Raw genomic sequence first — 17,883 nt, 5'->3', positions numbered from 1 at the left:
AGCGCCGCACCCCAGCTCAGGGGTGCGGCGCTGCGCGTTCCGGGGGCGGGACGGCCGGCGCGGGTCAGCCCTTCACGGCCCCGGCCGACAGCCCCTGCACCAGGAACCGCTGCACGTAGGCGAACACCAGGACGACGGGCACCACGGCCACCACGCCACCGGCGGCCAGCGCGCCGAAGTCGACGCTGTACTCACCCAGCATGTAGCTCAGGCCCACCGGGACGGTGAACTGGTCCTGGGAGTTCAGGAACATGAGCGCGAACAGGAAGTTGTTCCACGAGGAGATGAAGGCGAACGAGCTGATCGCCACGATGCCGGGCCGCAGCAGCGGCAGGACCACCGCGAGGAAGCCGCGCAGCCGCCCGCACCCGTCGATCCAGGAGGACTCCTCCAGCTCGACGGGGATGTTGCGGATGAACCCGGCCATGAGGATGAGCGACAGCGGCAGCTGGAACACCGTGTCGGCCACGACGATGCTCCACAGGGAGTTGATGAGCCCGGTGGCGCGGAAGACGTCGAACAGCGGGATCAGCAGCATCGCCCCGGGCACGAACTGGCTGGCGAGCATGGCGACCATGAACGCCGTCTTGCCGCGGAAGCGGAACCGCGCCAGGCCGTAGCCGCCCAGCAGGGCGATCACGGTGGTGAGCACGAGCGTCAGGGCCGCGATGACCACGGAGTTGACGAAGAAGGTCGCGAAGCCCGCGCCGTTCCACACCGTCGCGAAGTGCTCGAAGGTGATCGGCCGGGGCACCAGCGCCGTGGAGCCGGTCTCGCGCAGGGCGAAGAGCAGGATCCAGTAGAACGGGACGAGCGTGAACAGCAGGTACGCGCCCAGCGGGGCGTAGATCGCCCAGCGGGGTGCGCGCCGGGCCTTGGCCAGGCCGTCCCCCCTCGTCCCCCGCACCTCGGCGCGGACCCCGGGGTCCTGGTGGCTCAGGGCGGGTGCGGTGCTCATTCCTTGTCCTCCCGGCCGGCGCGGACCAGCCACAGGTAGGTGATCGAGAAGACGGCGAGGATGGCGAAGGCGGCCATCGTCAGGGCGGCGCCGTAGCCGAACTCCTTGGCGTCGATGGCCTGGCGCGCCACGTACAGCGGCAGGGTCATCGTCGCGTTGCCCGGGCCGCCCCCGGTGAGCGTGTAGAGCAGGTCGACGTTGTTGAACTCCCACACCGCCCGCAGCAGCGTGGACAGGATGATGGCGTTCTTCAGGTGGGGCAGCGTGATGGACCAGAACCGGCGGAAGCGGCCGGCGCCGTCCACCTCGGCGGCCTCGTACAGGTCGCCGGAGGCGGACTGCAGGTCGGCGAGGATGAGGATGGCGAAGAACGGGACACCGCGCCACAGCTCGGCCAGCACCGCGGCCCAGAACGCGGAGGTGGAGTCGATGAGCGGGCTGGTGCCGTAGCTGCCGATCCCGAAGTCCGCCAGGTAGCGGGCGAACCCGGTGGTCGGGTTGTAGATGAGCAGCCAGATCGTCGTGGTGAGCACCCCGGAGACCGCCCAGGGCGAGAAGACGAGCGCCCGGGCCAGGGCCCGGCCGATGAACGACTCGTTGATGACGAGGGCCAGCGCCAGGCCGAAGACGAGCTGCAGGCTCACCTCCACGACGACCCACTGGGCCGTGAAGACGAGGCTGTCCCAGAACAGCGGGTCGCGGAGCATCTGGACGTAGTTGTCCAGCCCGACGAAGCCGTTCGCCCACGGCTTGGTGACGTTGTACTTGTACAGGCTGTAGTACGCGACGCTGCCGATCGGGTAGACCAGGAAGATCAGCAGCAGCGCCGCGGTGGGGGCGATGAGCAGGTAGGGGGTCCACCGCTCCCGGTCGCGGCGCTCGGCCGGCGCCGGGCCGGCGGTCGTGGGACGCGACGCGTCCCGGCTGAGAACTGCCACGGTTTCCTCCGATCGGCGGCCGGCGTCAGCGACCGGCGTACTGCTCGTACTCGGTCAGGGCCTGCTCGAAGCGCTCGGCGTACTTGGTGAGGAACGCCTCCGGCGCCATGTCCCCGGTCAGCACCGCCTGCAGGTCCGGCTCCATCTCGGTCTTGCAGATGGAGGCGTAGTCGGGCAGGTAGATCGGCAGCTGGACGTACTGCGTCTTCGGGTCCTCCGCGACCTCGACGATCTCGCGCAGCGGCTGGGACTCCGTGATCCACGAGTCGTCCTGCGCCTCGAGGCTGGCCGGCACCTGGCCGACGGCCTCGGCCCAGGAAGAGTTGCCGGTGGTGGTCATGTACTCGATGAACTCCCACGCGGCGGCCTTGGCGGCGCTCTCGGCCATCAGCCCCAGGCCGGAGATGGCCGGGGTGGTGGCGGTGACGACGCCGTCCTCGTCGGGGAACGGCTGGACGCCGGCGATGTTCTCCGCGCCCAGGGCCTTGACGTGGTCCTGGTAGGAGCCGAGGTTGTGGTGGGTGGACCAGGCCGAGCCGCCGTCGAAGGCCGCGACGATCTTGGGGTAGTCGTTGGTGAGGTCCGCCTCGGCGCTGACGTTCCCGTACAGCGAGACGTAGCGCTTGAACGCCTCGACGTTGGCCGGGTCGTCCAGCGTGGCCTGGCCGTCCTCGGTGAAGAACTCCCCGACGCCGGACATGCCGTAGGTCATGGCGAACATGGGCGGCATGGAGCCGGGACCGCCCCGGAAGGCGTAGCCGAAGCGGTTGTTCGCCGGGTCGTTGAGCTGCCGGGCGCGCTCGAAGAACTCGTCGTAGCTGGTCGGCGCGGCCAGCCCCGCCTGCTCCAGCCAGTCGGTGCGGTACCAGATCACGTCGGACAGCGACGTCAGCGGCACCTTGTACAGGCCGTCGTCGGGGGCGTTGCCCCGCTCGCTCTCGATCATGGTGGGGTCGCTGGCCTCGGCCAGCCCGGAGGACTCGAACACCTCGTCCACGCGGGTCAGCGCGTTCTGCGCGATGAGGTTGGCGACGTCGTTGCCCACCAGGAGCACGTCGGGGACCGCGCCGGACGCCAGTGCGTTGTCGACCTTCTGCAGCGCCGAGGAGTTCGGCAGGCCGACGTACTCCACGTCGATGTCGGGGTTCTCCGCCTCGAAGCCGGCGATGAGCTCCTCCCACACCGGGGTGAGGGTGGCGTTGGCGTTGGTGTCCCAGAACTCCACGGTGCCGGTGGGCTCGCCCCAGTCGGAGGCGTCGGCGGCCTCGGCGGCGGGCGCCTGCGACGCCGAGGGGCCCATGCAGCCGGTGAGGCCGACCAGCAGGGCCGTCGCGGGTGCGGCGAGGAAGGCACGGCCGCGAGGACGGTTCGTCATGTCTACCTGCTCTCGTCGTTGAGGTGCTGGCTCCCCGGCCCCCCGCAGGAAACCGGTTCCCCGGAAGCTAGCACAACAGGAACCGGTTTCCCATCGTCTAGCCTTGCCCCCGACCGCACCGGGACGGCGCGGCGCGACCACGCGGTGGTGGAGGGGGGCAGCGCCATGGCCAGGACGACCAGGGGCGGCGCGACGATCAGCGAGGTGGCCGCCGCGGCCGGCGTCTCGCGCGCCACGGTCTCGCGCGTCATGAACCGGCGCTCCACCGTGGCCGCCGACATCGCGGCACGCGTGCAGGCCGTCGCCGAGGAGCTGCAGTACCGCCCCAACGACCTCGCCCGCGGCCTGTCGCTGGGGCGCACCGGCACCGTCGCCCTCGTGGTGCCCGACCTGGGCAACCCCGTCTTCCAGGAGGTCGTGCGCGGAGCGATGGCCGCCGCCGCGGAGCAGGACCAGCGGATCCTGATCGCCGAGACCCGCGACGCCAGCGACGACGAGGCCACCGTCGCCCTGCAGGCGCGCCGGCGCTGCGACGCGCTGGTGCTCGCAGCGCCCCGCACCCCGGAACCGGAACTGCGGGCCCTGCTGGCGCGGGTGGCCCCCGTCGTCCTCACCGACCGCCCCCTCGACGGCGTCGACGCCCCCGTGGTGCGGGTGGACTACGCGCACGGCGTGCACGCCCTCGTCGACCACCTCGTCGGGCTGGGCCACCGGCACCTCGCGGTGCTGGCCGGACCGCCCACGACCGCCTCGAGCAGCGTGCGCGCCCGGGCCCTGGAGGAGGCCGCCCACCGGCACGGGGACCTGCGGATCAGCACGATCGCCACCGGCTCCACCGTCGAGGCGGGCCACCGGGTGGCCGACGAGGTCCTCGGCACCCGCGCGACCGCGGCACTGGCCTTCAACGACCTGGTCGCCTTCGGCCTGCTGGCCCGCCTCAACGAGATCGGCGTGGCCGTCCCCGGCGACATCTCCGTCACCGGTTTCGACGACATCGAGCTCGCCCGGTACGCGACCCCCTCCCTGACCACCACGGGGGTCGACCAGGCCGAGATCGGCCGGCTCGCGATGCGCCACCTGGCGCACCTGACCGGCGCCCCGGACGCCCCGGACGCCGCGGACGGGGTGCTGGTGCCCGTCCTCGCGGTGCGCGCCAGCACCGGCCCCGTGCCCCCGCCCCGGCGGCTGCCGGTGCCCTCCCGCGGCGCCGCGGGGCCCGTGCAGCGCCGGGCCGGCGGCGGCCGCGCGCGCTGGCGCACCGACGGGACCGGGCTCGCGGTCCTGGAGGGCCTGGGCACGCCCCTGGCCCGCTGCGCCGACGGCTCGGGCATGCCCGTGGTGCACAGCCGGCGCCCCCACCTGCACCCGGTGCACTCCCTGGCCGGCGTCCCCGTCACCGCGAGCAGCCCCGTGGACCACCGCCACCACTACGGCGCCTCGCTGGCCGTGGACGACGTCGACGGCACCTCCTACTGGGGCGGGCGCACGTTCGTGCCCGGCAACGGGCCCACGCTGCTGCTCAACCACGGCCACCAGCGGGCCGGGGCGCCGCAGGTGCGGCACTCCGGCGCGTCCCTGACCGGGCCGGTCACCTGGCTCGGCCAGGACGGCGCCCCGCAGGTGCACGAGGAGCGGACGCTCACCGGCGCGGTGTTCCCGGAGGTGGAGGCGTGGGCGCTGGGCTGGCGCAGCGACCTGCGCGCCCCGCGGGCCACGACGATCACCAGCCCCGCGGTGCGCGGGCGCCCCGGCGCCGGGTACGGCGGCCTGTTCTGGCGCCTCGCCGGGGCCGACGAGACGCGGGTGCTCACCGGCGACTCCGACGACGAGCGCGAGGTGCACGGCTCGGCCACCCCGTGGCTGGCGCTCACCCGGCGCCACGGCCGGTCCTGGTCCAGCGTGCTGCTCGTGCAGGACGAGGGCCCGCCGCTGCCGTGGTTCGTGCGGCTGGCCGACTACGTGGGCGCCGGCCCCTCGGTGGCGTGGTCCGAGCCGCTGGTGCTGCGGGAGGGCGAGACGCTGCGGCTGTCGCTGACGACGGTGGTGGTGGACCGCTGCGTGGACACCGCCGACGCCGCCGACCTGGCCGAGCTGGCGGTCGCGCGGGTGCGCAGCGCCCGGGAGGGCTGAGGGTCTGGTTCACCGGCAGTCATCGGTGCTAGCGTCTCAGTAACCGGTTTCTCACCCCGCCCCCTCCCTGCGCGCGCCGCGCTCGGGACCGGGCGGCACGCCCCGCGCGGCGACCGGTCCCCCGAGGCACAGCACTCCTGCAGAGAGGCAGCGACGATGCCCTTCCCCACCCGCACCCGGCCGGGCCCGCGGCGGTCCCCTGCCGGCCCGGCCCGCGCCCTGACCCCCGCGCTGGCCCCCGTCGTCGCCCTCGGCGTGGCGCTCGGCGCCCTGCCGGCGGCGACCGCGACGACCACGACCACGACCACGAGCGAGGTGGTCACCGCGGTGAGCTCGCCGGCGGCGGCCCCCGTCCCCCTGGAGCGGCAGCCGCTGCCCGCGGGCGACGGCTGGGCGTCCGCCGAGGGCGGAACAACCGGCGGGTCCGCGGCGGACCAGCAGCACGTGGTGGACGTGCGCACCCGCGACGAGCTCGCCGCCGCCGTGGCCGGCGACCACCCCAAGATCGTCCGCGTCGTCGGAGACGTCTCCCTCGGCACCGGTGCCGCCGGCGAACCCGTGCCGTGCGAGCGGTGGGTGCGGGACGGGTACACCCTGGCCGGTTACCTCGACGCCTACGACCCCGCGCGCTGGACCGGGCCCGCGGCCGGGCCCCTGGAGGACGCCCGCGAGGCGTCCTCGCGCGCCCAGGGGGAGGAGGTCCGCATCGACGTCGGCTCGAACACCACCCTGATCGGCGTCGGGGACGTCCAGCTCACCGGCCTGTCCCTGAACGTCTCCGGCGTCGAGAACGTCATCGTCCGCGACCTGCGGATCTCGGACGCCTACGACTGCTTCCCGGTGTGGAACGGCGACACCTGGAAGACCGAGCGGGACAACCTCGTCGTGTCCGGGTCGCGGCACGTCTGGCTGGACCACCTCACCCTCGACGACGGCGGGACCGTCGACGCCGAGCAGCCCGAGCACTTCGGCGAGCGCTTCCTGCGCCACGACGGCCTGCTCGACGTGGTCCGCCAGGCGGACCTGGTGACGATCTCGTGGAGCCGGCTGTCCGGCCACGACAAGTCCCTGCTGTGGGGCAACGGCGACGGCGCGGTGGCCGACCGCGGGAAGATCCGCGTCACGATGCACCACAACGAGTTCACCGACCTCGTGCAGCGCGCCCCGCGCGTGCGGTACGGGCAGGCGCACGTGTACGACAACACCTACCGCGTCACCGGCCCGGAGACGTACGCGTACTCCTGGGGCGTCGGTGTGGAGTCCAGCATCATCGCGCGGGAGAACACCTTCGAGCTGGCCGAGGGCGTCGGGCCCGAGCGGATCGTGGAGAACTGGGGCGGCACCGGCATCGACGCGACCGGCACCCTGGTGAACGGCGAGGAGGTCGACGTCCTCGCCGCGTACAACGCGGCGAACCCGGACCGCCCGCTGTCGCGCACCGTCACCGGCACCGCCGGGCCGCACGGGGTGGTCCAGCCCGCCGACGTCGCCGCCGAGGCCGTCGCGCGCTGGGCCGGTGCGGGCCGGCTGACGCAGGGCTCGGACCCCACCGACCCGGCCGTCGCCGGGAACGCGCTGCTGGAACGCATCGGCGCCCCGGACGACGTCACCGCCGACGGGCCGCAGTGGTCGCCCGTCGCCACGGGTTTCGCCTCCACGCCCACCCCGGACCTGCCGCGCGGCACGATCGGCGGGACCGGCGGGCGCACCGCGGTCGCCACCGACGCCGCGGAACTGGCCCGGCTCGCCGCCCTGCCCGAACCGCTGACGATCCTCGTGCGCGGTGAGGTGCGGGTCGAGGAGTTCGGTTCGATGATCGAGGTCGCCAGCCACAAGACCATCGCCGGGGACGGTGCCGGCGCCGAACTCGTGGGCGGTGGGCTGTTCCTGAACGGCTCGCGCAACGTCGTCGTGCGCAACCTGACGTTCCGCGACAGCTACGTGCCCGGCGACTGGGACGGCAAGAGCGAGGGCAACGACAACGACGGCATCCGCATGGACACCGCCTCGAACGTGTGGGTCGACCACAACGAGTTCACCCGGCTGGGCGACGGCCTCGTCGACGTCCGCAAGGACTCCACGAACGTCACCCTGTCGTGGAACTCCTTCCGGGACCACAACAAGACCGTGGGCGTCGGCTGGACGGACAACGTGGTGACGACCATCACCATGCACCACAACCGGTTCGACAACACCTACCAGCGCAACGCCAGCATCGACAACACCGCGGCGGCGCACCTGTACAACAACCACCTGACCGGTATCGGCCAGTACGGGACGATGGCGCGCGGCGGCGCCCGCGTGCTGGTGGAGGCCAGCGTCTACGAGCAGGGCGAGGACGCGCTGGTCGCCAAGGACCCCACCGCCACCCTGGAGTCGCGCGGCAACCGGTTCGTCTCGATCCGCGGCCGGAAGGACGACACGGGGCCCGCCTTCGACGCGCGGGCGCACTACGCCTACACCCCCGACCCGGTCGAGCGGGTGGCGCAGGTCGTCGACGCCGGTGCCGGGCCGCTCGGCGGTCAGGAGCAGATCGGCGGGCGCGTCCGGGTCGCCCTGGACGGCACCGGTGACTTCGCCAGCATCGGTGCCGCGGTGGGCGCGGCGGAACGAGCCGGGCACCCGGTCGAGGTCGTCGTGGCACCCGGCACCTACCGGGAGGTCGTCCGGATCCGCCCGGGCGCCGAGCACCTGGTGCTGCGCGGCGAGACCGGCCGGGCCGAGGACGTGGTGCTCACGTACGACCTCGCCGCCGGGCAGGAGAAGTTCTACGGCGGCACGTTCGGGCACACCGGCTCCCCCGCGCTCGCGGTCCTCGCCGACGACGTGGAACTGCGCGACCTCACCGTGCTCAACGCCTACGACGAGGTGGCGAACGGGCCCAGCCAGGCCCTGGCGCTGCGCACCACCGGTGACCGCGTGGAACTGGACGGGGTCCGGCTGCTGGGCAACCAGGACACGTTCCTGGCCGACAACCCGAACCGCGAGGAGGTCTCGCGCGTCTACGTGCACGACTCGCACATCGAGGGGGACGTGGACTTCGTCTACGGCGGCGCCACGCTCGTGGTGGAGGACTCCACGCTGCGCTCGCTGGACCGCGGCCAGGAGGTCAACGGGTACGTGGCCGCACCGTCCACCCCCCGGGGCGCCCCCGGGTTCCTGTTCACCGGCTCGCGGTTCGTCTCCGACGCCGCCGCGGGCTCGGTGTTCCTGGGCCGGCCGTGGCACCCGAGCAGCAACCCCGACGTCGACCCCGCGGTCGTCGTGCGGAACTCCTGGCTGGGTCGCCACGTCGGCACTCCCGCGTGGTCGGACATGAGCGGGTGGTCGTGGCGCGAGGACCGCCTGGCGGAGTTCCGCAACCGCGGCCCCGGCGCGGCGCACGGGCGGCGGCCGCTGGACGGGCGCCCCCAGCTGAGCGCGCAGCAGGCCCGCGCGGCGACGCCGGAGGCGTACCTGGCCGGCTCGGACGGCTGGGACCCCCGGAGCTGACCGACCGTCCCGGCCGGGAGCGCACCGCTCCCGGCCGGGACCGTCGGCGCGCGGCCGCCGTGCGCCATGTCACGCCGCCCCGCGGCCTCGCCGGCACCCCCCGCGCGGAGGCGGCCGCTACGGTCGGTGCGGTGCACGAGCCGGCGGTGAGGCCGGGTAGCGGGAGCCGGCCGCGGCCGGGTGAGGAGACGGACATGAGCACCGACAGGACGGCCCACGTCGTGGAGCCGAGGTACGCGCGCACCTGGCTGCTGGTGAACGCCGCCCGCGCGGACCTCTTCGACACCGCGGCCCGGTCCCGCGCCGACTCCGTCGTCCTCGACGTGGAGGACGCCGTCGACCCCAGCCGCAAGGACGCCGCCCGCCAGGACGTCGTCGCCTGGCTGCGCGCCGGCGGGCGCGCCTTCGTGCGCATCAACGACGTCACCACGGCGCACTGGCGCGATGACGTCGAGCAGCTGCGCGGCACCCCGAACCTGCTGGGCGTGGTGCTGGCCAAGACGGAGTCCGGCGAGCAGGTCACCGACACGTTCGAGGCGCTGGGCGGCCGGACGCCCGTGGTGGCGCTGGTGGAGTCCGCCCTCGGCATCGAGGAGGCCCGTTCCATCGCGTGCGCGCGCGGCGCGTTCCGCCTCGCGTTCGGCTCCGGCGACTACCGCCGCGACACCGGTGCCAGCGCCGACGACCTGGCCATGGCGTACCCGCGCAGCCGCCTCGTCGTGGCCAGCCGCATCGGCGGCCTGCCCGGCCCGATCGACGGCCCCACCGTCGGCGGGGGCCTGCCGGAGCTGCGGGACAACTCCTCGGTCGCGGTGTCGCTGGGCATGATGGGCAAGCTGTGCCTGGACTCCGACCAGGCGCCCGTCATCAACGAGGTGATGAGCCCCACGGCCACCGACGCCACCTGGGCGCAGGACGTCGTGGAGAAGTTCGAGAGCAGCGGCGGCGTGGTCCGCGACGGCTCCGACCTGCCGCGCCTGGGCCGCGCCCGGCGCATCCTGGAGCTCGCCGAGGCCTTCGGCATCCAGCCGTTGTGAGACGCGGGGGGGGGGGGGGCCCCCCCCCCCCCCCCCCCCCCCCCCCCCCCCCCCCCCGCGCAGGTGGTCGTCGGCGCGCTCGTGGGCGCCGCCGTCGCGGGAGGTGTGTTCGGCGCGCTGCGCTGAAGCGGTGGTGGCGTCGGCGCGTCGATGGCGCCCCGCGCTCCCCGGCCCTAGCGTGGCGCCCCCCGCAGGACCACCGCACGCGAAGGAGCAACCAGTGGTCTCCCTCCTCGACCGGCGGCGCAGCATCGCGCCGCCCGGTTTCAACCGCTGGCTCGTGCCGCCCGCCGCGCTGGCGGTGCACCTGTGCATCGGGCAGGTGTACGCCACCAGCGTCTACAAGAACGCCCTCGTCGAGCACTTCGGCGTCGGCAACACCGAGATCGGCGTCGTGTTCTCCATCGCGATCGTCATGCTCGGGTTGTCCGCCGCCGTCGCCGGCACCTGGGTGGACCGCAACGGCCCCCGCAAGGCGATGGCGACCTCGGCGTTGTTCTGGGTCACCGGGTTCCTCGTCGGCGCCCTGGGGATCGTCACCTCCCAGTTGTGGCTGCTGTACCTGGGGTACGGCGTCATCGGCGGCATCGGCCTGGGCATCGGGTACATCTCACCGGTGTCCACGCTCATCAAGTGGTTCCCCGACCGCCCGGGTCTGGCGACCGGCATGGCCATCATGGGTTTCGGCGGCGGTGCCCTGGTGGCGAGCCCGCTGTCCTCCCGGCTGCTGGGCGCCTACGACGAGACGTACGACCCCACCGTCGCCGGCAGCGTGCCCAGCGGCCAGGCCGTCGCCATGCTGTTCGTCACCTTCGCCGTCGCCCACGCCTTGTTCATGGCCTTCGGCGCCGCGACCGTGCGCGTCCCCCCGGACGGGTGGCGTCCCGCCGGCTTCGACCCGGCGACGGTGCGCAGCCGGTCGATGGTGACCACCGCGAGCGTCTCGGCCCGCAACGCGATCCGCACCCCGCAGTTCTGGCTGCTGTGGGTGGTGCTGTTCTGCAACGTCACCGCCGGCATCGGCATCCTGGAACAGGCCGCGCCGATGATCCAGGACTTCTTCCGCGGCGACGGCGGAACCTCCACGGTCGCCGTGGCGGCAGCGGGCGGGTTCGTCGGTCTGCTGTCCATGGCGAACATGGCCGGGAGGTTCGTGTGGTCCTCCACCTCGGACGTCATCGGCCGCAAACCCATCTACATGGTGTACCTGGGCGTCGGCCTGGTGGCCTACCTGCTCCTGGCGCTGTTCGGGCAGACCAGCACCGCGCTGTTCGTGCTGCTGGCAGCCGTCATCCTGTCCTTCTACGGCGGCGGCTTCTCCACGGCCCCGGCCTACCTGCGCGACCTGTTCGGCACGTTCCAGGTCGGGGCGATCCACGGTCGCCTGCTCACCGCCTGGTCGACCGCCGGGATCTTCGGCCCGCTCATCGTCAACGGGTTCCTCGACGCGCAGGGCGAACCGGGCAGCCTGACGGCCGCCGCCTACCGCCCGGCGCTGCTGACCATGGTGGGCCTGCTGGCCGTCGGATTCCTCGCGAACCTGCTCGTGCGGCCGGTGTCCGAGCGCTTCCACGAGCCGGTCGCGGCGGGTGCGGGCGGGCGGCGCGAGCAGCTGGACGATCAGCAGGAGAGGAGCGCGTCGTGAGCGCGAGCACGGGGAGCACGGGGAGCACGGGGAGCACGGGCAGCGGCGCGACGGCCGGCGGCCGCACCGGCGGGTCCGGCGCGCGCGTGGCGCTCGCCTGGACGCTCGTCGGCGTGCCGCTGGCCTACGGGCTCGTCGAGACGCTGGTGCGCGCCTCCCGGTTGTTCACCGGCTGAGTGGCGCAGGTCGCCGGCGACCGGGTCAGCGGAAGCGGTCCGGGTCGCCGGCGCCCTCGCGCACCACCTCGGGGGAACCCTCCGACAGGTCCACGACCGTGGTGGGCGTCGTGCCCACCTCGCCGGCGTCCACGACCGCGTCCACCAGGTGGTCCAGCTCCTCCTTGATGCTCCACGCGTCGGTGGGCGGCTCGTCCTGGCCGGGCAGCAGCAGGGTGCTGGACAGCAGCGGCTCGCCCAGCTCGCGCAGCAGCGCCCGCACGAACGGGTGGTCGGGGATGCGCACGCCCACCGTCTTCTTGCGCGGGTGCGCGAAGCGGCGCGGCACGTCCTTCGTCGCCGGCAGGATGAACGTGTACGGGTTCGGGGTGGCGGACTTCACCGCCCGGAACGCGGAGTTGTCCAGGTGCACGAACTGCCCGAGCTGGGCGAAGTCCGCGCACACCAGGGTGAAGTGGTGCCGCTCGTCCAGGTGGCGGATCCGGCGGATCCGGTCGGCACCGGTGCGGCTGTCCAGCCGGCAGCCCAGCGCGTAGCAGGAGTCCGTCGGGTAGGCGATGAGCGCGTCGTCGCGCAGCACCGCCACCAGTTGCGTCAGCGCCCGCGGCTGCGGGTCCTGCGGGTGCACCTCGACGAAGCGGGCCATGCGGCGACTGTAGGACGGGCGCGCGGGGGCGGCAGCCCAGCGGGCGGGGCACCCCGGCGGTCGGGGCACCTCGGCGGTCAGGGCAGCTCGACGAGCGGGAACGCCACGGTGCGGCGCAGCCGGAAACCCAGCGCCCCGTACAGCCGGACCGCGACGGTGTTCTCCGCGGCGGCGTGCAGGAACGGCGTCTCACCGCGCGCGAGGATCCCCGCGGCCACCGCCCGCACCAGCCGGCTCGCCAGCCCGCGCCCGCGCGCGGCGGGGTCGGTGCACACGGCGCTGATCTCGGTGAACCCCGGCGGGTGCAGCCGCTCACCGGCCACCGCCACCAGGCGGCCGGCCTCGTCGCGGATCCCCAGGTAGGTGCCCAGCAGCCGGGTGCGCCGCCCGAACGGCCCCGGCCGGGTGCGCTCCACCAGGTCCAGCACCTCCGGCACGTCGTCCTCGCCGAGCTCCAGCGCCTCCGGGTCCGGGCGCGCGTCCAGCGCTCCGGTGGCCACGAGCTGCACGCCCGGCAGGTCCCGCACCACCCGCGCGCCCGCCGGTGGGGCGGCGTCCACCCCCGGCAGCAGCACCTGGGCACCCGCCCCCGCGACCTCCCGCAGGTCCGCCCACGCCCGCTCGTCCCCCGCGTCCGCCAGTGCGCAGAACGGCGAGACGTCCGCCGGGTAGCGGCGGGCGAGCCCGGTGCCCTCGGCGAGGTGCTGGTGCGTTCCGGTCAGCGAGGCCCAGACGGGCTCGTCGAGGGGGTGGAGGCTCACCGGCGCATGGTTCCACGCGGTCGTCCGCGATCACGCCCCGGCACCGCGCGCAGCGCGGTGGTGCTGCCACGGCCGGGTCGGGCCGCTGCGGGAGGGGCTGCAGGGGCGCGTGCGCTCCCCGCTCCCCGGACCCGGCGCCCCGGTCGCCCCGCGTCCCGTGCCCGCGCCGCTCCACCGCGCTGGAGGGACCGTCGTCCCGGTGCCCGGGGCAGTGGTGCCCACCGGGGCCGCCGGGGTGGTGTGATCTGCGTCATCCGTGCCGACCGGGTCCTCGTGGCGGGGGAGCACTAGGGTGCTGAACGCCCGGTGCCGGCCGACGCGGGCCCCGTGCGGGGCGCTCGTCGGCAGCGACACGACAACTTCCGACGACGAAGACGAGGAAGACTGGTGGACCTCTTCGAGTACCAGGCGCGCGACATGTTCGCGGCGCACGGCGTACCCGTCCTGGACGGCAAGGTCGCGACGACGCCGGAGCAGGCGCAGGCCGCGGCCGAGAGCATGGGCGGCGGCACCGTGGTCGTCAAGGCCCAGGTGAAGACCGGCGGGCGCGGCAAGGCGGGCGGCGTGAAGCTCGCCCACTCCCCGGCGGAGGCCGCCGAGCGCGCCCGCGAGATCCTCGGCATGGACATCAAGGGCCACACGGTGCACCAGGTGATGATCGCCCAGGGCGCCAAGATCGCCGAGGAGTTCTACTTCTCGGTCCTGCTCGACCGCTCCAACCGCACCTACCTGGCGATGGCCAGCGTCGAGGGCGGCGTGGAGATCGAGCAGCTGGCCGTGGAGCGCCCCGAGGCGCTGGCCCGCGTGCCCGTGGACGCCCGCACCGGCATCGACGCCGCCAAGGCCGCCGAGATCGTGGAGAAGGCCGGGTTCGCGCCCGAGCTGCGCGAGGCCGTCGCCGACGTCGTGCAGAAGCTGTGGGGCGTGTTCACCGCCGAGGACGCCACCCTCGTCGAGGTCAACCCGCTGGTGCGCACCGAGGACGGGCAGATCGTCGCCCTCGACGGCAAGGTGACGCTCGACGAGAACGCCGACTTCCGCCACCCCGGCCACGCCGAGCTGGTCGACGCCGCCGCGGCCGACCCGCTCGAGGCCAAGGCCAAGGAGATGAACCTCAACTACGTCAAGCTCGACGGTGAGGTCGGCATCATCGGCAACGGCGCCGGGCTCGTCATGAGCACCCTGGACGTCGTCGCCTACGCCGGGGAGGAGTTCGGCGGGGTCAAGCCCGCGAACTTCCTCGACATCGGCGGCGGCGCCTCCGCGCAGGTCATGGCCAACGGCCTGGACGTGATCCTCAACGACACGCAGGTCAAGAGCGTGTTCGTCAACGTCTTCGGCGGCATCACCGCCTGCGACGAGGTCGCCAAGGGCATCGTCTCCGCCCTGGGCATCCTCGGCGACGAGGCCACCAAGCCGCTGGTCGTGCGCCTGGACGGCAACAACGTCGAGGAGGGCCGGCGCATCCTCGCCGAGGCGGACCACCCGCTGGTGACCGTCGTCGACACCATGGACGGCGCGGCCGCCAAGGCCGCCGAACTCGCGAGCACCGGAAAGGCCTGATCCGTGGCGATCTTCCTGAACTCCGACAGCAAGGTCCTCGTGCAGGGCATGACCGGCTCCGAGGGCCGCAAGCACACCCAGCGGATGCTCGCCTCCGGCACGAACGTCGTCGGCGGCGTCAACCCGAGCAAGGCCGGCCAGAGCGTCGACTTCACCGGTGCGGACGGCTCGCCCGTGCAGGTGCCGGTGTTCGGCACCGTCGCCGAGGCCCGCGAGGCCACCGGCGCCGACGTCAGCGTGATCTTCGTCCCGGCGAAGTTCACCAAGGCCGCCGCGGTGGAGGCCATCGAGGCCGAGACGCCCCTCGTGGTCGTCATCACCGAGGGCGTGCCGGTGCACGACAGTGCGGAGTTCTACGCGCTGGCCGCCGCGGGCGGCAAGACGCGCCTCATCGGCCCGAACTGCCCCGGCCTCATCAGCCCCGGCAAGTCGAACGTCGGCATCATCCCCGCCGACATCACCCCGCCCGGGCGCATCGGGCTGGTGTCCAAGTCCGGCACGCTGACGTACCAGATGATGTACGAGCTGCGCGACATCGGCTTCTCCTCCGCCGTGGGCATCGGCGGCGACCCCGTCATCGGCACCACGCACATCGACGCGCTCCAGGCGTTCCAGGACGACCCGGAGACCGACGTCATCGTGATGATCGGCGAGATCGGCGGCGACGCCGAGGAGCGCGCGGCCAAGTTCATCGAGGCCAACGTCACCAAGCCCGTCGTCGGCTACGTCGCCGGGTTCACCGCGCCCGAGGGCAAGACGATGGGCCACGCCGGCGCCATCGTGTCCGGCTCGGCCGGCACCGCGCAGGCCAAGAAGGAGGCCCTCGAGGCCGCCGGCGTCAAGGTCGGCAAGACGCCCAGCGAGACCGCCAACCTCGCCCGGGAGATCTTCCACTCCCTGTCGAAGTGACCCCCGCGGCGCCCCGCGCCCGCTGAAGCAGGCCCCCGCCGGCACCCGCCGGCGGGGGCCTGCTCGCACCCCGCCCGGGCGCGTCGCGCACCGCACGGCCCGCGGCGGGAGAGCATGGGGACGATGTCCACGCTCGTCGACCGCCCCGCCGGTACCCCCAAGCCCCCCCGCGCCACCCCCGCCGACCTGCTGCCGCTGCTGACCGCGGCCGTGCGGGCGGTGCTGACCCTGCTGCTGCCCGTCGCCGTGCTGACCCTCGTGGCCTGGCTCGGCGCGGTGCGCTCCACCTCCTCGCTCGCCGCGGTGGTGCGCGTGGGCGCCGACGTGTGGCTGCTCGGCCACGGCGCACCCGTGGCCGTGGTCGGCGGGACGCTCGCCGTCGCGCCGCTGGGCGTGACCCTGCTGGCCGTGGCCTCGGCCGTGCGGGCGGTGCGGCTGTGGCTGCGCGACCAGAGCGCTGCCGAGCGCGACGTGCCGTTCTGGCCCGGTGCGGCGGTCTTCGCCGGCGGCTACGGCGTGCTGGCGCTGCTGGTGGCGCTGGCCACGCGCAGCGGCGTCACGGCCGCCGGGCCGCTGCACGCGCTGCTGGGCGGGTTCGTCGTCGGGGCGGCCGGGTTCGCCGTGGCCGCCCGGGCGCACCGCCCGCCGCTGCCGGCTCGGGTGCCCCCGGCCCTCGCCGCCGCCCTGCGACCCGCGGCGGCGTGCGCGGCGGCGCTGCTGGCCCTGGGGGCCCTGACGGTCGCGGTGGCGCTGGTGCACGGGCGCGCCGACGTGCTGCTGCTGCACCGCTCCCTGCAGCCCGGCTGGCTGGGCGGGCTCCTGCTGCTGCTGGCGCAGGCCCTGCTGCTGCCGACGCTCGCGGTCTGGGCGGTGGCGTGGACCGCGGGGCCCGGGTTCGCCGTGGGCACCGCGACCTCCGTCGCACCGGGCGGCACCACCCTGGCCACGCTGCCCGCGCTGCCCGTGCTCGGAGGGCTGCCGCCGCAAGGACCCACGCCCACCGCGACCTGGCTGGTCGTCGTGCTGCCGGTGCTGGTGGGGGCGGGCGCCGCGGTGCTGCGCCGCGCCCGCGCCGGGGAACCCACCGGGCTCGCGCACCGCCTCGCGGTGGCCGCGCTGACCGGGGTGCTGGCGGGTGCGGCGCTGGCGGTGCTGGCGGCGGCGGCGTCCGGGCCCCTGGGGGCCGGGCGCATGAGCGAGATCGGCCCGTCCGCGCTGCTGACGGGTCTGGCGGTCGCGGGGGAGGTGGCCGCCGGCGGGGCGCTCGCGGTGCTGCTGCAGCGAGCGGTGCAGGCACGGCGCGGTACCCGCCTCGCCGTCGACCTGCCCGCCGGCTCGCCCGCGCCCGCCGGTGGGCTCCTGGGCCGGGCGCGCCGGGGCCGGGACGGTGGTGCACCGGGCGTCGACGGCACCCCGCCCGGGACGGAGAGCTAGGACCCCGGCCCGCGGGTCGTGGGTGCCCGTCCGGTCGGGGTGTGCGCTCCTCAGCCCGCGTTGCGCAGCACGAAGTCCCGCTCGGGATCGCGTCCCGTGGTCGGGTCCGGCGCCGGAAGGGGGTCGTGGCTCTCCACGGTGTCGGCGATGCGGACCGGTTCCGGCAGGGTGCGGTAGCGACTCCTGGGGTCGTTCGCGTCCTCAGCGCCGGACGGCGCCGCGGGGCGCTCCTCGGGCACGGCACCCACCTCCTCGACCACCGGGAGCGCGGTGAGCGCCCCTCCCCGGCAGTGTCCTCCCCGGTGGTTCCGCGGTCCAGGGCGCTGTCCGTCGCACGGCCCGGGTGCGCCTGCCGTCGATGAGTTCCGCTCGTCGAGGGAGTCCACCAGTGGACCGGCCCGCCTCCGCAGGGAGTCCCCCGTGTCTCAGTGGTCCGCCCCCGACGCGTCGGACCTGCCCGCCCGGATCGGCCGCCCGGCGCTGCGGGCACTGGCTGCTGCAGGGGTGGGTTCCCTGCACGACGTGAGCCGCCTGCGGGAGGTCGACCTGCTGCGGATGCACGGGGTGGGGCCACGGGCGCTGTACCGGATCGTGCAACAGACCCGACAGCGCTTGAAGATCGTGGTGACGGGTCGATGTGCGGAGTGCTCGGTGCAGGTACGACGAAGCCCATCGGGTACGGCGCCATGACAGCGGGATGACCGCGCGTTCGGACCCGCGGTGGACAGCGGTGCTGCAGGCGGGAGCGAACACGCCGGGGTGGGCCGTCACCGCTCGGGCGTGTCGGTGGTGGTCTGCAGCGAGACCGTCCGGCAACCT

At 74.3% G+C, this 17,883-nt stretch carries 13 protein-coding genes and 1 pseudogene; 8 read left to right on the top strand and 6 right to left on the bottom strand.

Translation table 11 applies throughout. The annotated features are described in order from the left end of the window. Positions 1 to 64: 64 nt before the first annotated feature. From ACRYR9_RS17015 to ACRYR9_RS17005, 3 genes and pseudogenes are all read right to left on the bottom strand, one after another. Positions 65 to 958, bottom strand: coding sequence for a carbohydrate ABC transporter permease (locus ACRYR9_RS17015; protein ID WP_432496985.1), 894 nt, complete (start codon positions 956 to 958; stop codon positions 65 to 67). Beyond that, a pseudogene (locus ACRYR9_RS17010) lies at positions 955 to 1,925 on the bottom strand (carbohydrate ABC transporter permease). Before ACRYR9_RS17010 ends, ACRYR9_RS17015 begins: the two are co-directional and overlap by 4 nt. Next, a complete protein-coding gene (locus ACRYR9_RS17005; protein WP_432496982.1) occupies positions 1,922 to 3,271 on the bottom strand; it encodes an ABC transporter substrate-binding protein in 1,350 nt (449 codons plus the stop codon). The pseudogene ACRYR9_RS17010 and the gene ACRYR9_RS17005 overlap by 4 nt, the downstream one beginning before the upstream one ends. A gap of 165 nt (positions 3,272 to 3,436) precedes the next feature. Here ACRYR9_RS17005 and ACRYR9_RS17000 point away from each other — a divergent pair, with 165 nt between their 5' ends. From ACRYR9_RS17000 to ACRYR9_RS16980, 5 genes are all read left to right on the top strand, one after another. Continuing rightward, the gene (locus ACRYR9_RS17000; RefSeq protein ID WP_432496980.1) at positions 3,437 to 5,401 is read left to right on the top strand and encodes a DUF6807 family protein; all 1,965 of its coding nucleotides are present in this window, start codon (positions 3,437 to 3,439) and stop codon (positions 5,399 to 5,401) included. 156 nt (positions 5,402 to 5,557) lie between these two features. Beyond that, on the top strand, positions 5,558 to 8,893 hold the full coding sequence (locus ACRYR9_RS16995) for a pectinesterase family protein (RefSeq protein WP_432496977.1): 3,336 nt from the start codon (positions 5,558 to 5,560) through the stop codon (positions 8,891 to 8,893). 194 nt (positions 8,894 to 9,087) lie between these two features. Next, the gene (locus tag ACRYR9_RS16990) at positions 9,088 to 9,930 is read left to right on the top strand and encodes an HpcH/HpaI aldolase/citrate lyase family protein (RefSeq protein WP_432496975.1); all 843 of its coding nucleotides are present in this window, start codon (positions 9,088 to 9,090) and stop codon (positions 9,928 to 9,930) included. A gap of 220 nt (positions 9,931 to 10,150) precedes the next feature. Beyond that, positions 10,151 to 11,575 carry an OFA family MFS transporter gene (locus tag ACRYR9_RS16985; RefSeq protein ID WP_432494977.1) on the top strand — a complete coding sequence of 475 codons (1,425 nt, stop codon included), beginning with the start codon at positions 10,151 to 10,153 and terminating at the stop codon, positions 11,573 to 11,575. After that, positions 11,572 to 11,751, top strand: a complete 180-nt coding sequence (locus ACRYR9_RS16980; protein ID WP_432494979.1) for an MFS transporter small subunit — start codon at positions 11,572 to 11,574, stop codon at positions 11,749 to 11,751. Before ACRYR9_RS16985 ends, ACRYR9_RS16980 begins: the two co-directional genes overlap by 4 nt. Before the next feature lie 25 nt (positions 11,752 to 11,776). On the opposite strand, the gene ACRYR9_RS16975 is transcribed toward ACRYR9_RS16980, so the two are convergent. Beyond that, positions 11,777 to 12,397, bottom strand: a complete 621-nt coding sequence (locus tag ACRYR9_RS16975) for an L-threonylcarbamoyladenylate synthase (RefSeq protein WP_432494981.1) — start codon at positions 12,395 to 12,397, stop codon at positions 11,777 to 11,779. Between the two features lie 77 nt (positions 12,398 to 12,474). Next, complete coding sequence (locus tag ACRYR9_RS16970; RefSeq protein ID WP_432494983.1) at positions 12,475 to 13,158, bottom strand: GNAT family N-acetyltransferase; 684 nt, start codon at positions 13,156 to 13,158, stop codon at positions 12,475 to 12,477. Positions 13,159 to 13,545: 387 nt separating this feature from the next. Here ACRYR9_RS16970 and sucC point away from each other — a divergent pair, with 387 nt between their 5' ends. The 3 genes from sucC (at position 13,546) to ACRYR9_RS16955 (ending at position 17,064) form a co-directional block, all read left to right on the top strand. Beyond that, positions 13,546 to 14,721 carry an ADP-forming succinate--CoA ligase subunit beta gene (sucC, locus tag ACRYR9_RS16965; RefSeq protein ID WP_432494985.1) on the top strand — a complete coding sequence of 392 codons (1,176 nt, stop codon included), beginning with the start codon at positions 13,546 to 13,548 and terminating at the stop codon, positions 14,719 to 14,721. A gap of 3 nt (positions 14,722 to 14,724) precedes the next feature. Next, positions 14,725 to 15,630: a succinate--CoA ligase subunit alpha gene (gene sucD, locus ACRYR9_RS16960; RefSeq protein ID WP_432494987.1), complete on the top strand. Its 906-nt coding sequence runs from the start codon at positions 14,725 to 14,727 to the stop codon at positions 15,628 to 15,630. A 123-nt stretch (positions 15,631 to 15,753) separates the two neighbouring features. Beyond that, complete coding sequence (locus tag ACRYR9_RS16955; protein ID WP_432494989.1) at positions 15,754 to 17,064, top strand: cell division protein PerM; 1,311 nt, start codon at positions 15,754 to 15,756, stop codon at positions 17,062 to 17,064. A gap of 50 nt (positions 17,065 to 17,114) precedes the next feature. Here ACRYR9_RS16955 and ACRYR9_RS16950 read toward each other — a convergent pair whose 3' ends face one another. Further along, positions 17,115 to 17,303 carry a heme biosynthesis protein HemY gene (locus ACRYR9_RS16950; protein WP_432494991.1) on the bottom strand — a complete coding sequence of 63 codons (189 nt, stop codon included), beginning with the start codon at positions 17,301 to 17,303 and terminating at the stop codon, positions 17,115 to 17,117. Positions 17,304 to 17,883 lie beyond the last annotated feature (580 nt).

The organism is Kineococcus auxinigenes, from assembly GCF_050871525.1.
Classification (GTDB): Bacteria; Actinomycetota; Actinomycetes; order Actinomycetales; family Kineococcaceae; genus Kineococcus.
This window is presented reverse-complemented; position numbering and strand designations above follow the sequence as displayed.